The organism is Variovorax paradoxus (assembly GCF_009498455.1).
GTDB classification, from domain to species: domain Bacteria; phylum Pseudomonadota; class Gammaproteobacteria; order Burkholderiales; family Burkholderiaceae_C; genus Variovorax; species Variovorax paradoxus_H.
Genome location: NZ_CP045644.1, coordinates 3,205,234 through 3,221,117, shown reverse-complemented (window position 1 = coordinate 3,221,117; position 15,884 = coordinate 3,205,234). Strand labels below are relative to the sequence as shown.

Genomic DNA, 15,884 nt, shown 5'->3' with positions numbered 1-15,884 from the left:
CGCCGAACGTGCAGGCAGCTGGTCCCGCTTTACGCGTCGTCCGCGTCGTTGCCCGTCAAGGACAGCACTTCTTCGACAAAGGCCTCGAACAGCGGCAATGCATCAGGCAATCCATCAATCGACTCTGCCTCGCCAGCATCGAAAAAATGCGGCTTTTCAGAGGGAATGGAAACCCACTCGCCCCCTTCGACCAACAACCCAAGATACCCATCCGCCGTCGGCAGATAGAACAGCCCCGCACTGTCAAGCACGCGCTGTCCTTCGGCATCGCCACGCCCCCAGCGCACGCCGTGGCGCCCCAGATGCTCGGTGATCCAGCCGTCGCACACATGCGTGTCGCGCCAGTTTGCTTGCGCATCGAATACGGCCAGCACGGGCATGGGGCGTCCTTCGCTGAAGCGTGATGGATCGATTACTGCAGGAAGCTCGGCTTCGCGTAGCCCTGGAACTTGCTGTCGACCACCGTCTTGAATTCCTTCGAGCGGTAGGCGTCGGCGATGTCCTTGGCCCACGATGCGTTCTTGTCGGCGCTCTTCACGGCGACCACATTCAGGTAGTAGTCGGGCGTCTTCTCGAGCACCACGGCCTCGGTGAGCTTCAGGCCCGACGAGATCGCGAAGTTGCCGTTGACGATGGCGTACTCGGTGTCGCCCAGCGAGCGCGGCAGCTGCGCGGCCTCGAGCGGAATGAACTTGAGCTTCTTCGGGTTCTCGGCCACGTCCTTCTCGGACGCGCGCAGCGGATCGATGCCCGCCTTGATCGTGACCAGCTTGTTCTGCTCCAGCAGCACCAGCGCGCGCGCCAGGTTGCTCGGGTCGTTCGGCAAGGTCACGCGGTCGCCTTCCTTCACGTCGGCCAGCGTCTTGCGCTTGGTCGAGTACACGCCCATCGGCGCGATCGGGCCCTGCACCAGCTCGGCGAGGTCGAGCTTCTGGTCGGCCGAGAACTTCTGCAGGTAGACCCGATGCTGGAAGAAGTTGGCGTCGAGCGAGCCCTGGGCCAGCGCAAGGTTGGGCTGCACGTAGTCGTTGAACTCGACCAGCTTCACCTTGTAGCCCTTCTTCTCGAGGATCGGAATGATGCCGGCCTTGAGCTGGTCGGCGTTCGAGCCGGCGGTGCCGCCGATCACGAGGTTCTTCTTGGCGTCTTGCGCCTGCGCCGACAGCGAGAGGCCGCCGAGCGACAGCGCGACGAGGGAAACGGCGAGGACGGAACGGCGCAGCAGTGCGGTTTTCATGGAATGAGCAGAGAAAGAGAAAGGAAAGAAGAAAGAGACATCAACGCTTGTCGAGCCGGCGCGCCGTGGTGTTGCCCACGAACTGCAGGATCTGCACCAGCACCACGAGCAGCGCCACGGTGAGCACCATCACGTCGGTCTGGAAGCGGTAGTAGCCGTAGCGGATCGCCAGGTCGCCGATGCCGCCGCCGCCCACCACACCGGCAATCGCCGAGTACGACAGGAAGCTCACGGCCAGCACGGTGAGCGCGAGCACCAGGCCCGAGCGCGCCTCGACCACCAGCACGCGCCAGACGATCTGCAGCTCCGAGGCGCCCATGGCGTGCGCCGCCTCGATCACGCCGCGCGGCACCTCGCGCAGGCACTGGTCGACCAGCCGCGCAAAGTACGGAATGGCCGCGAACGACAGCGGCACCGCAGCCGCCAACGGTCCGATGGACGTGCCGGCGATCACCCGCGTGAACGGCACCAGCGCCACCAGCAGGATGATGAACGGGAAGGAACGCACCGTGTTCACGATCCAGTTGAGGACGAGGAACGCCGGCTTGTTTTCGAGCGACTGCCCCGGCCCCAGCAGGAACAGCAGGATGCCCAGCGGCCCGCCGATGAGCACGGCCGCCGACAGGCCGATGGCCAACATCAAAAAGGTCTGGCCCGTGGCCGTCCACAGCTCGGGAAGGATGGGGGTGATGTTCTCAAACATAGGCCAGCTCCTGCGCGTTGCGCTGTGCGGTCGCCACGCGCGGCGCCACGGGTTCGCGCGCTTCGCGTTCGCGGCGGCGCACCAGTTCGTCGATTTCGCGGCCCAGCGCGGTCTTGCGCTCTTCGCTCGGTGCATCGACGGCGAACTGCTCGATAAGGCGGCCCTTTTCGAGAATGGCCACGTTGCGGCACAGCACCTCGACCACCGAGAGCTCGTGCGTGACGATCACGATGGTCACGCCGATCTTCTGGTTGATGTCGCGCAGCGTTTCGAGCAGCGCGCGGGTGGTTTCGGTGTCGAGCGCCGAGGTGGGCTCGTCGCACAGCAGCACCTGCGGACGCGACGCCAGCGCGCGCGCAATCGCCACGCGCTGCTTCTGGCCGCCCGAGAGCTGGGCCGGGTAGGTGTCGATCTTTTCAGCCAGGCCGACGAGGTCGAGGCATTCGCGCACCCGCTCGTTGATCTCGGCCTTGGAGTGACGGCCGTGGATCTTCAGCGGGAAGGCCACGTTGTCGAACACCGTGGCGTTCTGCAGCAGGTTGAACTGCTGAAAGATCATGCCGATGTTCTGGCGCGTGTCGCGCAACTCGCGGCGCGAGAGCGTCGTGAGGTCGCGCCCACCGACGAACACCTGGCCCGCATCGGGCCGCTCGAGCAGGTTGATGAGGCGCAGCAGCGTCGACTTGCCGGCGCCGCTCTTGCCGATCAGGCCGAACACGTCGCCCTGCTGGATGTCGAGCGACAGCGATTGCACGGCATCGAACACCTCGCCGCTGGGCAAGGCAAACGACTTCTGCACCGATTGAAGACGGATGACCGGCGCCGCGTTGCCGCGTGCCGCATCAGGCGAAGGGAAGGTCATGAAAGAAGGCGCGGGCCGCAAGGGCGCGATCGCGCAGGTTCGCAAAAAGGTGCCGAGTATGTAAAGAAAGAGACCGAAAGGGAACGAACAAATCGGCTCGTGCTTATATGAAAAATCAGATAAGAAAGACCACATAAGTCGAGTGGATGCCATATCGATATGAGGATTGGTTCGTTCTCGATCTGCGGCGGCAATGCCACATTCGGCGCCTTCATTTCTTTCGATTTCGCGCCACCATGCATTCCACTTTCCGCCGCCGCAGCCTCGTGCTCGCCACCCTGGCCACGGCCCTTTTCACCGGCAGCGCCGCCTTCGCACAGGGCAACAAGAACACCGTCAAGGTCGGCATTTCCGTCGGCAGCGCCGAGCAGGTGTTCGAGGTGGTCAAGAAGGTCGCCGCCAAGGACGGCCTGACCGTCCAGGTCGTGGTGTTCAACGACTACCAGCTGCCCAACGCGGCGCTGGCCGCCGGCGACCTCGACGCCAACGCCTTCCAGCACCAGCCCTTCCTGGACAACCAGATCAAGGCGCGCGGCTTCGACCTCGTGCCCGTGGGCCTGACCATCACCGCGCCGCTGGGCTTCTACTCGCGCAAGCTCAAGTCGATCGACCAGCTGGCCGACGGCGCTTCGGTCGGCATCCAGAACGACCCGTCGAACGGCAACCGCGCCCTGCTGCTGCTGCAACAGGCCAAGCTCATCACCCTCAAGCCCGAGGCCGTGAAGAACAACAACGCCACGCCGCTGGACGTGGTGACCAACCCCAAGAAGCTCAAGCTGGTGTCGCTGGACGCCGCCCAGCTGCCGCGCTCGCTCGACGACCTGACCATTTCGGCCATCAACAACGACTACGCCGAGAAGGCCGGCCTGTCGTTCGGCAAAGACGCCGTCATCAAGGAATCGGCCCAGAGCCCCTACGCCAACCTGATCGCCGTGCGCCGCGCCGACAAGGACAAGCCCTGGGCCAAGCGCCTCGTGGCGGCCTACCAGTCGCCGGAGGTGCGCAGCTTCATCGAGACGCAGTTCAAGGGGGCGTTGATTCCGGCGTTCTGATCGGCAGGTAGATTTCCCCTCTGGCCCCCGGTGCGCACGCGTCGCGCACCGGGGGCTTTTTTGCGTCTATCGACCACGGGGACATTCGACTAGCGGCAAGCAAACCAGAATCTGAACCGGAAATTCATCCAGCATTAAGAGCTCATAACTATTTGATTGGAAAACACTTTCAACCTAGACTTCGATAAATTTCAACCGGAATCCATGTCCGAAAAATCGAAGTCCTTGCAGGTCTATGACCAACCCCATCAGTTCGAGCCCCTGCTACCCACGCAAGACCTCGGAGAACTGGGTGAGACCACGCGCCGGATATTCGAGAAATCGTCTGCGCTGAAAAGCGCCGCGAGTCCACAAGCGCGCGCTGCCTTGCGCGAGATCGTGCGGTCGATGAACTCGTATTACTCGAACCGCATCGAGGGGCAAAGCACCCACCCCGTGAACATCGAGCGCGCGCTGAAGGAAGACTTCTCGGACAAGCCCGATGTGGCCAAGCGCCAGCGTGTCGCACTGGCGCATATCGAAGCCGAGCGAGAACTGGAAGGAATCGTCGCCACCGAAGCCGGTGCGCTGAGCAGCGGTTTCCTCAAACACGCGCACGAGAGCCTGTACAGCCGCCTCCCAGAATCAGATCGCCTGACCGACGACGGCCGGATCATCATTCCGGGCGCCCTGCGCACGCACGACGTTGCGGTGGGACGGCACCAACCGCCGACATCGGCGTCGATTCCGCAATTCCTGAAGCGGATGGACGATGTCTACGGCCGCCTCAAGGGGGTCGACGCCGTGATCTACACGGTCGCTGCGGCGCACCACAGAATGGCCTGGACGCATCCCTTCGAAGACGGCAATGGGCGCGCTGTCAGGCTCCAGACGCACTGCGCCTTGCATCTGATCAGCGGCGGGCTGTGGTCTGCCAATCGCGGGCTGGCGCGCGATCGTGAGCGCTACTACGAGACGCTGGACAACGCCGACAGCGCCAGGCAAGGAGACCTGGACGGCCGCGGAAACCTGAGCGAAAAAATGCTTTGGGCGTGGTGCCACTACTTCCTGGATCTGTGCGAGGACCAGGTCGACTTCATGGCATCGATGCTCGACCTCTCCAAGCTCAAGGACCGCATGCGCGCCTACTTGCTGGTGCGCGGCGCCACCGATGGCATCACGGAATACCGGGAGGAGGCCCTGCTTCCGCTGCACACGGTCGCAGCCGTCGGGTCCGTGTCGCGCGGGGAATTCATCCGGATGACCGGGCTGGAAGAGCGAACAGGCCGAAAGGTGATCTCGCGATTCCTCAAGGATGGGCTCTTGAAGAGCGACGGTCATCGCGCAGAACTGAGCATCGGTTTCCCGCTCGCCTCGCTGAGCATCCTGTTCCCGAACCTGTACCCCGAAGCGGCCGCTGCGGTCCTGGAGTAAGGCTCTCGCCGGGAGGACCTCCCACCGGGGTCCCGCCGACTTTCCGCTCAATCAATAACACCGTGTTCGGGACCGTTTTCCGCCCGTGAGAAAATGACGGGTTCCCCCGAACACCAACCTCACACAGTCAGGACACCCCATGGACGCAGAACAGATCAACCAAATCGACGCAATGCTCGCGGACCTGAGCGTCCGTACGGTCGATTTACGGAGGTATCTTTGACTACGATGCCAAAGCTGAACGACTGAGGACAGTCAACGCATCGCTCGAAGACCCGAACGTCTGGAACGACCCGAAAAAGGCCCAGGAACTGGGCAAAGAGAAGAAGTCGCTCGACGACGTGGTCGTCACGCTCGACCGGCTCACCAACGGGCTGTCGGACAACACCGAGCTCTTCGAAATGTCGAAGGCTGACGGCGACATGGACGGCCTGCAGGCCATTGCCGATGACGCCGCCACGCTCGAAGCCGACATCAAGCAGCTCGAATTCCGCCGGATGTTCAACAACCCGGCCGACCCGCTGAACGCCTTTGTCGACATCCAGGCCGGCGCCGGTGGCACCGAGGCCTGCGACTGGGCCAGCATGCTGCTGCGCCAGTACCTGAAGTACGCCGAGCGCAAGGGCTTCAAGACGCAGATCGAAGACGAAACCCCCGGCGACACCGCTGGCATCAAGGGCGCGACCATCAAGGTCGAGGGCGACTACGCCTTCGGCCTGCTGCGCACCGAGACCGGCGTGCACCGCCTGGTGCGCAAGTCGCCGTTCGACTCGTCGGGCGGTCGCCACACCAGCTTCGCCTCGATCTTCGTGTACCCCGAAATCGATGACTCGATCGAGATCGACATCAACCCTTCGGACGTGCGCACCGACACCTTCCGCGCCTCGGGCGCCGGCGGCCAGCACATCAACAAGACCGACTCGGCCGTGCGCCTGACGCACATCCCGACCGGCATCGTGGTGCAGTGCCAGGACGGCCGCAGCCAGCACAGCAACCGCGACGTGGCGTGGAAGCGCCTGCGCTCGCGCCTGTACGACCACGAGATGCGCAAGCGCCAGGAAGAGCAGCAAAAGCTCGAGGACAGCAAGACCGACGTGGGCTGGGGCCACCAGATCCGCAGCTACGTGCTGGACAACAGCCGCATCAAGGACCTGCGCACCAACGTCGAAGTCTCGGCCACGCAGAAGGTGCTCGACGGCGACCTCGACGTGTTCATTGAAGCGTCGCTCAAGCAAGGCGTCTGATCGATGAGCCTGAACACCGGCAGGGTCGAAGCCCTGATCTTCGACATGGACGGCACCATGATCGACTCCATGCCCTGGCATGCGCGGTCGTGGGTAACGTTCGCGGAGCGCCACGGCGTGAAGCTCGACGTGAGCGAAATTCTTGCGCGCACCACGGGCCGCACCGGCACCGAGAGCATGCGTGAGCTGTTCGAGCGCGACCTCTCCGATGCCGAGTGCCAGGCCATGGTGCACGAGAAGGAAGAGATCTACCGCGAGCTCTTCCACGACAACTTCACCGAGGTGGCGGGCTTCACCGCCTTCGCCAAGGCCGCGGTGGCACGCGGCCTGAAGGTGGCGGTGGGCACGGCCGGCGACAGGCACAACATCGCGTTCGCCATGTCGCGCCTGAAGATGGACCCGCTGCCGCTGGCCATCGTCGGTGGCGACGAAGGCTTTTCGGGCAAGCCCACGCCCGCGATCTTTCTGGAAGCCGCGCGCCGCATCGGCGTGGCGCCCGAACGCTGCATCGTCTTTGAAGACGCGCCCTTCGGCATCGAAGCGGCCCGCCGCGGCGGCATGCGCGCCGTGGCCGTGTGCAGCACCCATACGGCCGCCGAGCTGGCCGGCCCCCACGTGATCGCCGCCGTTCGCGACTACAACGAACTGGCCCATTCGAATTTTCTGGAGACCCTCGATGCTGCTTCAGCGTGACGCCCAAGGGCAACCCATTGCCATCCGACGCGAAGACTATGCCGCGCCGGCGTTCTGGATCGACACCGTCGACCTGACCTTCGACCTCGACCCCGCCAAGACCCGCGTGCTCAACCGCATGCAGCTGCGCCGCAACCCCGAGGTGCCGGCCCAGCCGCTGCGCCTGGACGGCGACGAACTCAACCTGGCGCGCGTGCTCGTGAACGGCCAGGGCGCCTCGTTCCGCATGGAAGGCGACCAACTCGTCCTGGACGGCCTGCCGTCCGCGGAAGAAGGGGCCTTCGAGCTCGAACTCTTCACCACCTGCTGCCCCATCAAGAACACCAAGCTGATGGGCCTGTTCGTGAGCGAAGACACCTTCTTCACGCAGTGCGAGGCCGAGGGCTTCCGCCGCATCACCTACTTCCTCGACCGTCCCGACGTGATGGCGATGTACACCGTGACGCTGCGCGCCAGCAAGGCCGCGTACCCGGTGCTGCTGTCGAACGGCAACCTCGTCGACCAGGGCGAGCTGCCCGAGGGCCGCCACTTCGCCAAGTGGGTCGACCCCTTCAAGAAACCCAGCTACCTGTTCGCCCTGGTGGCGGGCAAGCTCGTGGCGCGCGAGCAGCGCATCAAGGCGCGCAACGGCAAGGAGCATCTGCTGCAGGTGTACGTGCGCGCCGGCGACCTCGACAAGACCGAGCACGCCATGAACTCGCTCGTCAACTCCGTGCTGTGGGACGAAGCCCGCTTCGGCCTGCCGCTGGACCTCGACCGCTTCATGATCGTGGCCACCAGCGACTTCAACATGGGCGCCATGGAGAACAAGGGCCTGAACATCTTCAACACGAAGTACGTTCTGGCCAACCAGGCCACCGCCACCGACGCCGACTACAGCAACATCGAAAGCGTGGTCGGCCACGAGTACTTCCACAACTGGAGCGGCGACCGCGTGACCTGCCGCGACTGGTTCCAGCTGTCGCTGAAAGAAGGCCTCACCGTCTTCCGCGACCAGGAGTTCAGCCAGGACCTGTGCGCCGACGCCTCGGCCCGCGCAGTGAAGCGCATCGAAGACGTGCGCGTGCTGCGCACCGCCCAATTCCCCGAAGACGCCGGCCCCATGGCCCACCCGGTGCGGCCCGACAGCTACATCGAGATCAGCAACTTCTACACCGTCACCATCTACGAAAAGGGTGCCGAGGTCGTTCGCATGATGCAGACGCTGGTCGGCCGCCAGGGCTTCGAAAAGGGCATCACCCTGTACTTCGAGCGCCACGACGGCCAGGCCGTGACCTGCGACGACTTCGCCCAGGCCATTGCCGACGCCAACCCCGACTCCGAACTGGCCCGCCTGCTGCCCCAGTTCAAGCGCTGGTACAGCCAGGCCGGCACGCCCCGCCTGGCCGCGCACGGCGTGTATGACGCGCAGAACCGCAGCTACACCCTGAGCGTGGTGCAAAGCTGCCCGCCCACGCCGGGCCAGCAGACAAAAGAACCCTTCGTCATTCCGATGAACATCGGCCTGCTCGACGCCGCCACCGGCCGCGAACTGCCCATGCAGCTCGACGGCGAGAGCGATGTCGCACGCGGCACCCGCACCATCGTGCTGTCACGCGCCGGCGAGCAGATCACCTTCGTGGGCCTGGACGCCGAGCCCGTGCCGTCGATCTTGCGCGGCTTCAGCGCGCCGGTGATTCTCGACTTTGCGTACACCGACGCCCAGCTGCTCACCCTGCTGGCCAACGACCCCGACCCGTTCAACCGCTGGGAAGCCGGCCAGCGCCTGGGTCTGCGCGCCGCGCTGCAAGCCATTGCCGCCAACGCCACCGACACCACGCCGGTGCTGAACGACGCCTACCTCGACGCCATGCGCAGCGTGCTGCGCCACCCGCAGCTCGACGCCGCCTTCAAGGAACTGGTGCTCACGCTGCCGTCGGAAACCTACATCGCCGAGCAGCTCGACGTGGTCGATCCGCAGCGCGTGCACCTCGTGCGCGAAGCCATGCGCGCCCAGCTCGCCACGGCCCTCTTTGCCGACTGGGAGCAGGTGTACGAAGCCAACCACGACACCGGCGCCTACACGCCCGACCCGACCTCGTCGGGCCGCCGCGCGCTGGCCGGCATGGCGCTCAACTTCCTGTGCCTGGCGGCGCGCGCCTCGGGCGACACCGTGTGGCCGGGCAAGACCCTGCAGCGCTTCAAGGACGCGGGCAACATGACCGACCGCTTCAACGCGCTCAACGCCCTCGTGTCGTCGGGCCACACCCTGGCGGCGCAGGCGCTCGCGCGCTTCCACGCCATGTTCAAGGACGAGGCGCTGGTCATCGACAAGTGGTTCTCGCTGCAGGCCGGCGCCAGCGACCGCGGCGGCGACATCCTGCCGCTGGTGAAGCAGCTCATGAAGCACCCCGACTTCTCGCTGAAGAACCCCAACCGCGCGCGCAGCGTGATCTTCAGCTACTGCAGCGGCAACCCCGGCGCCTTCCACCGCGCCGACGCAGCCGGCTACGTGTTCTGGAGCGACCGCGTGATCGAGCTCGACGCCATCAACCCCCAGGTCGCCGCCCGCCTCGCGCGCGCGCTCGACCGCTGGAGCAAGCTGGCCGAGCCGTACCGCAGCGCCGCACGCGAAGCGATTGCCCGCGTGGCTGCCAAGCCCGACCTGAGCAAGGACACGCATGAGGTGGTCACGCGTGCACTCGCCGGCAATTGAGCTGCGCCGCCCCAAGCGGCGGCCGGCGTTTGCACTGACGGCGACGGTGCTGCTGCTCTGCGCGGCGCTCGCCGGCTGTGCGGGCCCCGGCGGCAGGTCGACGAGCCAGCCGTGGATCAAGAAATCGCAACTGACCACCCTGCCCGGCTCGACCGTGCAGGTGGTCGTGCCGAGCATCGGCGTCGAGGTGGAAAGCGACCCCGACGCCAGCTTCAAGCGCATGCGCGTCATCGGCGCCGGCATGGCGGCAATTCCCGGCGTGGGCATCCTAGGCGCCATGGCCCTCGGCGGCGCGACCGGTGCGGCCAACAAGAGCTACCAGGACTCGCTGCAGCAGGAGATCCAGTCGCGCTCGACCCTCTACCTCGCGGTGATGGGCAACTACGAGCTGGCGCCCCTGCTCAGCCCGCGCCTCGAAAAGGCATTGCGCACCAGCCCCAACTACCAGGGCGCCACCTACCGCGAGCCTGCCTCCAGCATGTTCAGGGGCAGCCCGCTCAACCCCGACAGCGCGCAGACCGTGGTCGAAGGCTGGGCCAACGTGTCCGATGACGAGGACGAAGCCGTGGTGCGCGCCAACGTGCGCATCGCCTCCCCCGACAAGCGAACGCTGTGGCACGAGTATTCGTATCGCTCGACCGTCAACCTTGCGGACCTCGTCGGCCCTTCGCTCAAGCAGGAACTGCGCGGCAAGGACGCCAATACCCAGCGCAGCACCCGCCGCGCACTCTGGCTGGCAGACCAGGGCAAGCTGCTGCAGGCAGGGCTGACCAAGGCGACCGCCGACATCGCGATGCGCATTGCCTACGACCTCGGCGCCCCCTGGCCCGAAGACGAAAACAACGCCGACTGACGCGCCTCACGCACACCCGCACGACACACGTCACGTCGAACCCGACAAACCGAATCCCATCCAGGAAGCAGAAACCTATGGCTCAACAAAAAATCTCCTTCACCCGCTACCTCGTCGAGCAGCAACGCGCCGACGGCCTCATTCCCGGCCAGCTGCGCCTGTTGCTCGAAGTGGTCGCCCGCGCCTGCAAGAGCATCAGCCAGGCCGTCAACAAGGGCGCGCTGGGTGGCGTGCTCGGCACCGCCGAGAGCGAGAACGTGCAGGGCGAGATCCAGAAGAAGCTGGACATCATCGCCAACGAAGTGCTCATTGAAGCCAACGAATGGGGCGGCCACCTCGCGGCCATGGCCAGCGAAGAGATGGAAACCATCCACGTGGTGCCCAACCGCTACCCGCAGGGCGAATACCTCTTGATGTTCGACCCGCTCGACGGCAGCAGCAACATCGACGTCAACGTGAGCATCGGCACCATCTTCAGCGTGCTGAAGAAGCCCGACGACACCCCCGGCGTGCAGGAAGCAGACTTTCTGCAGCCCGGCACCCAGCAAGTGGCCGCCGGCTACTGCATCTACGGCCCGCAGACCACCCTGGTGCTCACCGTGGGCAACGGCGTGGCCATGTTCACGCTCGACCGCGAGCAAGGCAGCTTCGTGCTCACGCAGGAAGACATCCAGATTCCGGCCGATACGAAAGAATTTGCCATCAACATGAGCAACATGCGCCACTGGGACGAGCCCATGAAGCGCTACATCGACGAATGCCTGGCCGGCAAGGAAGGCCCGCGCGGCAAGGACTTCAACATGCGCTGGATTGCCAGCATGGTGGCCGACGTGCACCGCATCCTGATGCGCGGCGGCGTCTTCATGTACCCGTGGGACAAGCGCGAGCCCGAAAAGGCCGGCAAGCTGCGCCTGATGTACGAGGCCAACCCCATGAGCTGGCTCGTCGAGCAGGCCGGCGGCGCCGCCACCAACGGCAAGCAGCGCATCCTCGACCTGAAGCCCACCAAACTGCACGAGCGCGTGAGCGTGATGTTGGGTTCGCGTCACGAAGTGGAGCGTTTGACGCAGTACCACGCCGAGAAGCCTTGATTTCTTGGCTATAATCTGAGGCTTCGCCGGTGTAGCTCAGTCGGTAGAGCAGCTCATTCGTAATGAGAAGGTCGGGTGTTCGATTCATCTCTCCGGCACCAATTAAAAGCCCCGTTGCTATCAACTCGATAGCAACGGGGCTTTTCTCATATGCGCGATCCGAAGAGCTTTGTACTTTCGACAAGAACAGGAGGCGCAAGCACTCGCGAAAGATCCAGAGTTCCTGCCTCACGCCGGTCCGCGATAGGCCGGGCTGGATCAACGCTCCCAGCTCTACGCCGCGGCAGCGTCCATGCGAAAGAATCTGTTAACGTTCCCCAACAAAAAATGTTGTCGCACTAACAGTTGGGCCCGCTGCTTCATGCCGCTTCCTGATCTCTGGAAATCGTCTCCCGACCAGCTCAAAGATAAGCAGGTTCAACAATTGATCGCGTTTGCAGGTGGTGGGCGCCTGCTCGACGACAGTCCGTGCTCTACAGAATTTCGGTCCTTCTTAGGCAGCGTTTCGTCGGCAAGCTTGTTGACCTACGCCGACCAATGCCTGGAGCAATCTTTTCAGGACTCCGGTCTAGCACTACAAGATATCGTGAATGAGATTGGGGCTCGCTTGGGAGCTCACATCACGAATGGTCGCTATCGCGGAACGGTTAAGCACACCGGCTTCGATGGCCTTTGGGTCTTTCCGAGTGGGCATGCGATCGTTGCCGAAGTAAAGACGACGGACACATACCGCATCGATCTCAATACGATCGCAAACTATCGAAGAGCGCTGATCAATAAGGAAGTTGTCGCGGAAGCAAAATCTTCGATGCTGCTCGTGGTTGGTCGACAAGATACGGGTGACCTTGAGGCACAAATAAGAGGTTCAAGGCATGCGTGGGATATTCGAATCATCTCGGTAGACGCGCTCGCTCGACTGGCATCTATCAAGGAAGAAGTCGAGGATCCTTCGATCGTTCAGCGGATACACAATATTCTGATTCCGCACGAGTTCACTCGCCTTGATGCCATTGCGGACATTCTTTTCTCGGCTGCAGAAGATATTCGACAAGAAGACGGTGCAGGCTCAACTATTGAAGAAACGAAGAGCGTCCCGCTTGTCAAAGATGGACGTAAGTTCATTCCGGTCGCGTTTCAGGAAGCCTGCGTACAGCGAGTTCAGTCGAATCTAGGCTCGTCATTTGTGCGCCAGAGCCGCACTGGATATGTCTCAGCCGATAAGCTCGTCGCGCTCAGTTGCTCCGCTTCGAAAGAGCACAACCCGGATACCAGCCCAAACTACTGGTTCGCATTTCACCCCCACCAGCGCGCCTTCCTGAAAGAGCACTCTCAGTCGTACGTAGCTCTGGGCTGCGGAAGCAGCGAACGCCTGTTGCTCATCCCGTTCAGCGAGTTCGAAACATGGCTCGATGGCATGGGAACCACAGCAAATGACACGCGCATGTATTGGCACATCACGATTTTTCGCAAGGGGAACAGCTACATCCTGCGACGATCAAAAGGTGAAGAGCCAATTGACTTGACCCGTTTCGTACTCCCCACCTAGCAGCGAGAACAAGCCGTGACCCGATGAACATCCATGTTCACCGGTTGCAGAGCTCAAGTTTTGTCCGTTGTGTTCACGTCGGATTTTTTCAGCAGTAGCTGTGAAAGCTCCATCGCATCCCCAGCCAAGTCCGCAGCAATCCACATGATGTTGTCGCGGCGCCTTGCGCCAATCGCCTCGAACCACTCGCCCTCGTCCCCATAACAGCAACTCAGCAAAGACTGCAGCTGGGTCAGCTTGTTCTCTAGGATGTCTGACGCGTCCGGCTGGCGGACCACGTCGTGGGATGCAGGCGCGTTTCGCCCGGCGATAATTCGATCAGCCATTTGGTGTGCTCTCTTTCCAAAGTAATGCACGTCACTTGGTCAGACGGTCAGGGTGTTAGCGCACCCTGGCCGTCGCCTTTTGTGCCTCACATCGACATCGCTGCGGTGTGCATCGATGTCCCGCCGTGAGGCGCGGCGGTCCTTCAAATGTATGGAGAGAAGCGCATCAACGGAAGCCTCACACGGTGAACAAATGAGGACTCGCGTCGACTTTGTGGAACGTGCGATGTACTCGTGATGAATTCAACGATGCCAGCGTTTGAGCCAAGCGCTGCTTGACCTCACGCGACTCACAGCACATCGGGCTTGTGGTCTAAGTCCATCGCTGCGAGTGCTTCAAGCGAAAGACCTGCCTTCTCATGCACAGCGACAACAGGCATGTCGACCTTGCACGTTGCTCCATCGCCCATCTCGCGCGCAGACTGCGCAAGCAACGCATCGAAGTCCTGGCTTGCTTCGAAAGCAGCCAGTTCGGCGTCACTCATTGGCTGTTTCTGCGGCATTGCGCGACTCCCTCAAGGTTTCGCCAGAGATCGAATCAAGGTTCGCCTTGGCACGGATCAACAACAGGACAACTGCACCGGGCTTGGTGCGGTTGAAGCACACCGCTCACATGTCATTGCTCCTGCGCGGTCAGCGCACCTTACGCGCTCCGCTCAAGTTCCGAACGAGATCATCAGCTGCAAGCGGAATTGCTTTACGAGTCGATCAACAAACGGCCCTGCGGCCCGCGCACCTGCCTCAACCCGCACCCGCCTCCCACGCCTCCACCCGCCGCACCAACGCATCCCGTCGCGCCGCCACCTCCGCCAACAGGTACTGCCGCGCCTGCTCTTGCGCCACGTCGCTCGACAGAAACCACTGCTCGCGCTCGGCGCTGCCTTGCGGTGGCGGGTTGCCCCACCCTGCTTCGCCGGCGGTGCCTCTGAACGCTTCGGTCACGGGCAGGCGGCCGTCGGTCTTGCCGATGCTCGACAGCGCATCGGGCGGGCCGTCGAGCGCGATGCGCACGTGCACGACGCTCTCGCCTTCGGTGCGGATCGATGCGCCCAGGCCGCCCTCGCGGTGCACGCGCCACAGCTCGGCCGCAGAGGCGTTGCGGACCCAGCTCTCCAGGGCGCGGACAAGGCTCTCGAGAATGATCTGTTGGTTCATGGGGAATATTTCACCCGGTTCTGCCGGGTGTCGGCAAGGAGCCACGGTGCGAATAGGCCAAAAGGCCGTTGTAACTTCTTGCCTTGGCGCCTGCGCTATATTTCTTGGCATGGAAAAGGCATCCGACATAGGTAAACCCACGGTTCCGATCGATCTGATCGGGCCGGAGCATTGGGCCCGTTCACGGCGCGGCCCTCGCCGTACGACGAAGGTGCTCTTCATCTTGATCGGCGGGCTCGCAGCAGCCACCGCAGTGGCCTACAGCTTCTTCGGCGCGGGGCGCTGAACACAAGCAAACAAGCAAGCAAGCCGCTCCCGTCTTCGTTCTTCACCCACACACGCATCGCTCGCGCACCGCGAGCCGCACAAGGCAAAGCCCGCCGTCCGTTGATTCAACGGGCAGCGGGCTTTTCTCTTTGTGCGCGTGGCGCTACTGCAGCCGCGAGCCGCGCGGCAGGCGCTTGGCCAGCCACTCGTGCACGTCCGCGCGGATGTTGCGGCCTTCGAGCAGGAAGCTCTCGAAGCGGCTCGGCACGTACGGCAGGTAGACCAGCGGCATGTCCGCTTCTTCGGGCGTGCGTGCGGCCTTGCGGTTGTTGCAGACGGCGCAGGCGCTCACGAGGTTGGTCCAGCTCCACGGGCCGCCGCGCGACTCGGGCATGACGTGCTCGCACTGCAGGTCGCGATCGGCGAACACCTGTGCGCAGTACGCGCAGGTGTGGCGGTCGCGGCGCAGCAGCTTGGCCTTGGTCACGCCGGGCACGACGTCGAAGAGGTTGATCTTCGACGCGCCGCGCAGCGCGATGATGGGCGCGACATCGATGCGCGACTGCACACCGCGCGCCACGTTGAAGCCGCCGCGCAGCGTGGCCAGTGGCAGCGCGCCGTCTTCCCAGGCCACACTGCCGGTGGCGTAGTGCAACACCGCCTGCTCCAGCGAGATCCAGGCTTGCGGCGTGCCCTGAATATCGAGTTGCAGGACGTGAGAGTGCATGATGAATCGCCTCCCTTCGC

At 63.6% G+C, this 15,884-nt stretch carries 17 protein-coding genes and 1 tRNA gene; 10 read left to right on the top strand and 8 right to left on the bottom strand.

Going from position 1 to position 15,884, the window contains the following annotated elements; all coding sequences use genetic code 11:
- Window positions 1-29: 29 nt before the first annotated feature.
- Genes GFK26_RS14750 through GFK26_RS14735 form a run of 4 tightly spaced genes read right to left on the bottom strand, consistent with a single transcriptional unit; the run spans window position 30 to window position 2,802 of the window.
- A complete protein-coding gene (locus GFK26_RS14750) occupies window positions 30-380 on the bottom strand; it encodes a hypothetical protein (protein WP_153282592.1) in 351 nt (116 codons plus the stop codon).
- 32 nt (window positions 381-412) lie between these two features.
- Window positions 413-1,237, bottom strand: coding sequence for a MetQ/NlpA family ABC transporter substrate-binding protein (locus tag GFK26_RS14745; protein ID WP_101489370.1), 825 nt, complete (start codon window positions 1,235-1,237; stop codon window positions 413-415).
- A gap of 40 nt (window positions 1,238-1,277) precedes the next feature.
- Window positions 1,278-1,940, bottom strand: a complete 663-nt coding sequence (locus GFK26_RS14740) for a methionine ABC transporter permease (protein WP_119556563.1) — start codon at window positions 1,938-1,940, stop codon at window positions 1,278-1,280.
- On the bottom strand, window positions 1,933-2,802 hold the full coding sequence (locus tag GFK26_RS14735) for a methionine ABC transporter ATP-binding protein (RefSeq protein ID WP_153282591.1): 870 nt from the start codon (window positions 2,800-2,802) through the stop codon (window positions 1,933-1,935). The genes GFK26_RS14740 and GFK26_RS14735 overlap by 8 nt, the downstream gene beginning before the upstream one ends.
- A gap of 236 nt (window positions 2,803-3,038) precedes the next feature.
- Between GFK26_RS14735 and GFK26_RS14730 the strand changes: the two genes are divergently transcribed.
- The 9 genes from GFK26_RS14730 to GFK26_RS14690 all read left to right on the top strand — a co-directional run bounded on the left by GFK26_RS14730 (window position 3,039) and on the right by GFK26_RS14690 (window position 13,389).
- Window positions 3,039-3,854 carry a MetQ/NlpA family ABC transporter substrate-binding protein gene (locus GFK26_RS14730; RefSeq protein ID WP_153282590.1) on the top strand — a complete coding sequence of 272 codons (816 nt, stop codon included), beginning with the start codon at window positions 3,039-3,041 and terminating at the stop codon, window positions 3,852-3,854.
- Window positions 3,855-4,010: 156 nt separating this feature from the next.
- Window positions 4,011-5,267: a Fic family protein gene (locus tag GFK26_RS14725; RefSeq protein ID WP_228122015.1), complete on the top strand. Its 1,257-nt coding sequence runs from the start codon at window positions 4,011-4,013 to the stop codon at window positions 5,265-5,267.
- Window positions 5,268-5,406: 139 nt separating this feature from the next.
- Window positions 5,407-6,511, top strand: a protein-coding gene (gene prfB, locus GFK26_RS14720) for a peptide chain release factor 2 (protein WP_099791691.1) whose coding sequence is annotated in 2 segments (ribosomal slippage) — window positions 5,407-5,487 and window positions 5,489-6,511 — 1,104 coding nt in all. Because the reading frame shifts where the segments join, the coding sequence is not laid out codon by codon here.
- A gap of 3 nt (window positions 6,512-6,514) precedes the next feature.
- On the top strand, window positions 6,515-7,204 hold the full coding sequence (locus GFK26_RS14715; RefSeq protein WP_153282589.1) for an HAD family hydrolase: 690 nt from the start codon (window positions 6,515-6,517) through the stop codon (window positions 7,202-7,204).
- The gene (pepN, locus tag GFK26_RS14710) at window positions 7,188-9,899 is read left to right on the top strand and encodes an aminopeptidase N (protein WP_153282588.1); all 2,712 of its coding nucleotides are present in this window, start codon (window positions 7,188-7,190) and stop codon (window positions 9,897-9,899) included. The genes GFK26_RS14715 and pepN overlap by 17 nt, the downstream gene beginning before the upstream one ends.
- Complete coding sequence (locus tag GFK26_RS14705; protein WP_153282587.1) at window positions 9,865-10,752, top strand: hypothetical protein; 888 nt, start codon at window positions 9,865-9,867, stop codon at window positions 10,750-10,752. The genes pepN and GFK26_RS14705 overlap by 35 nt, the downstream gene beginning before the upstream one ends.
- 77 nt (window positions 10,753-10,829) lie before the next feature.
- Window positions 10,830-11,843, top strand: coding sequence for a class 1 fructose-bisphosphatase (locus GFK26_RS14700; RefSeq protein ID WP_153282586.1), 1,014 nt, complete (start codon window positions 10,830-10,832; stop codon window positions 11,841-11,843).
- Window positions 11,844-11,868: 25 nt separating this feature from the next.
- Window positions 11,869-11,944: transfer RNA gene (locus GFK26_RS14695), tRNA-Thr, on the top strand.
- Between the two features lie 191 nt (window positions 11,945-12,135).
- Entirely contained in the window at window positions 12,136-13,389 is a 1,254-nt protein-coding gene (locus tag GFK26_RS14690; RefSeq protein WP_153282585.1) for a hypothetical protein, read from the top strand.
- A 53-nt stretch (window positions 13,390-13,442) separates the two neighbouring features.
- On the opposite strand, the gene GFK26_RS14685 is transcribed toward GFK26_RS14690, so the two are convergent.
- The 3 genes from GFK26_RS14685 to GFK26_RS14675 form a co-directional block, all read right to left on the bottom strand.
- Complete coding sequence (locus GFK26_RS14685; RefSeq protein ID WP_153282584.1) at window positions 13,443-13,715, bottom strand: hypothetical protein; 273 nt, start codon at window positions 13,713-13,715, stop codon at window positions 13,443-13,445.
- Between the two features lie 290 nt (window positions 13,716-14,005).
- A complete protein-coding gene (locus GFK26_RS14680) occupies window positions 14,006-14,200 on the bottom strand; it encodes a hypothetical protein (RefSeq protein ID WP_194274080.1) in 195 nt (64 codons plus the stop codon).
- A 256-nt stretch (window positions 14,201-14,456) separates the two neighbouring features.
- Window positions 14,457-14,870: a hypothetical protein gene (locus GFK26_RS14675; protein WP_153282582.1), complete on the bottom strand. Its 414-nt coding sequence runs from the start codon at window positions 14,868-14,870 to the stop codon at window positions 14,457-14,459.
- A 109-nt stretch (window positions 14,871-14,979) separates the two neighbouring features.
- Here GFK26_RS14675 and GFK26_RS14670 point away from each other — a divergent pair, with 109 nt between their 5' ends.
- Window positions 14,980-15,156, top strand: coding sequence for a hypothetical protein (locus GFK26_RS14670; protein WP_153282581.1), 177 nt, complete (start codon window positions 14,980-14,982; stop codon window positions 15,154-15,156).
- A 144-nt stretch (window positions 15,157-15,300) separates the two neighbouring features.
- On the opposite strand, the gene GFK26_RS14665 is transcribed toward GFK26_RS14670, so the two are convergent.
- Window positions 15,301-15,864, bottom strand: coding sequence for an HNH endonuclease (locus GFK26_RS14665; RefSeq protein ID WP_153282580.1), 564 nt, complete (start codon window positions 15,862-15,864; stop codon window positions 15,301-15,303).
- Between the last annotated feature and the right edge of the window lie 20 nt (window positions 15,865-15,884).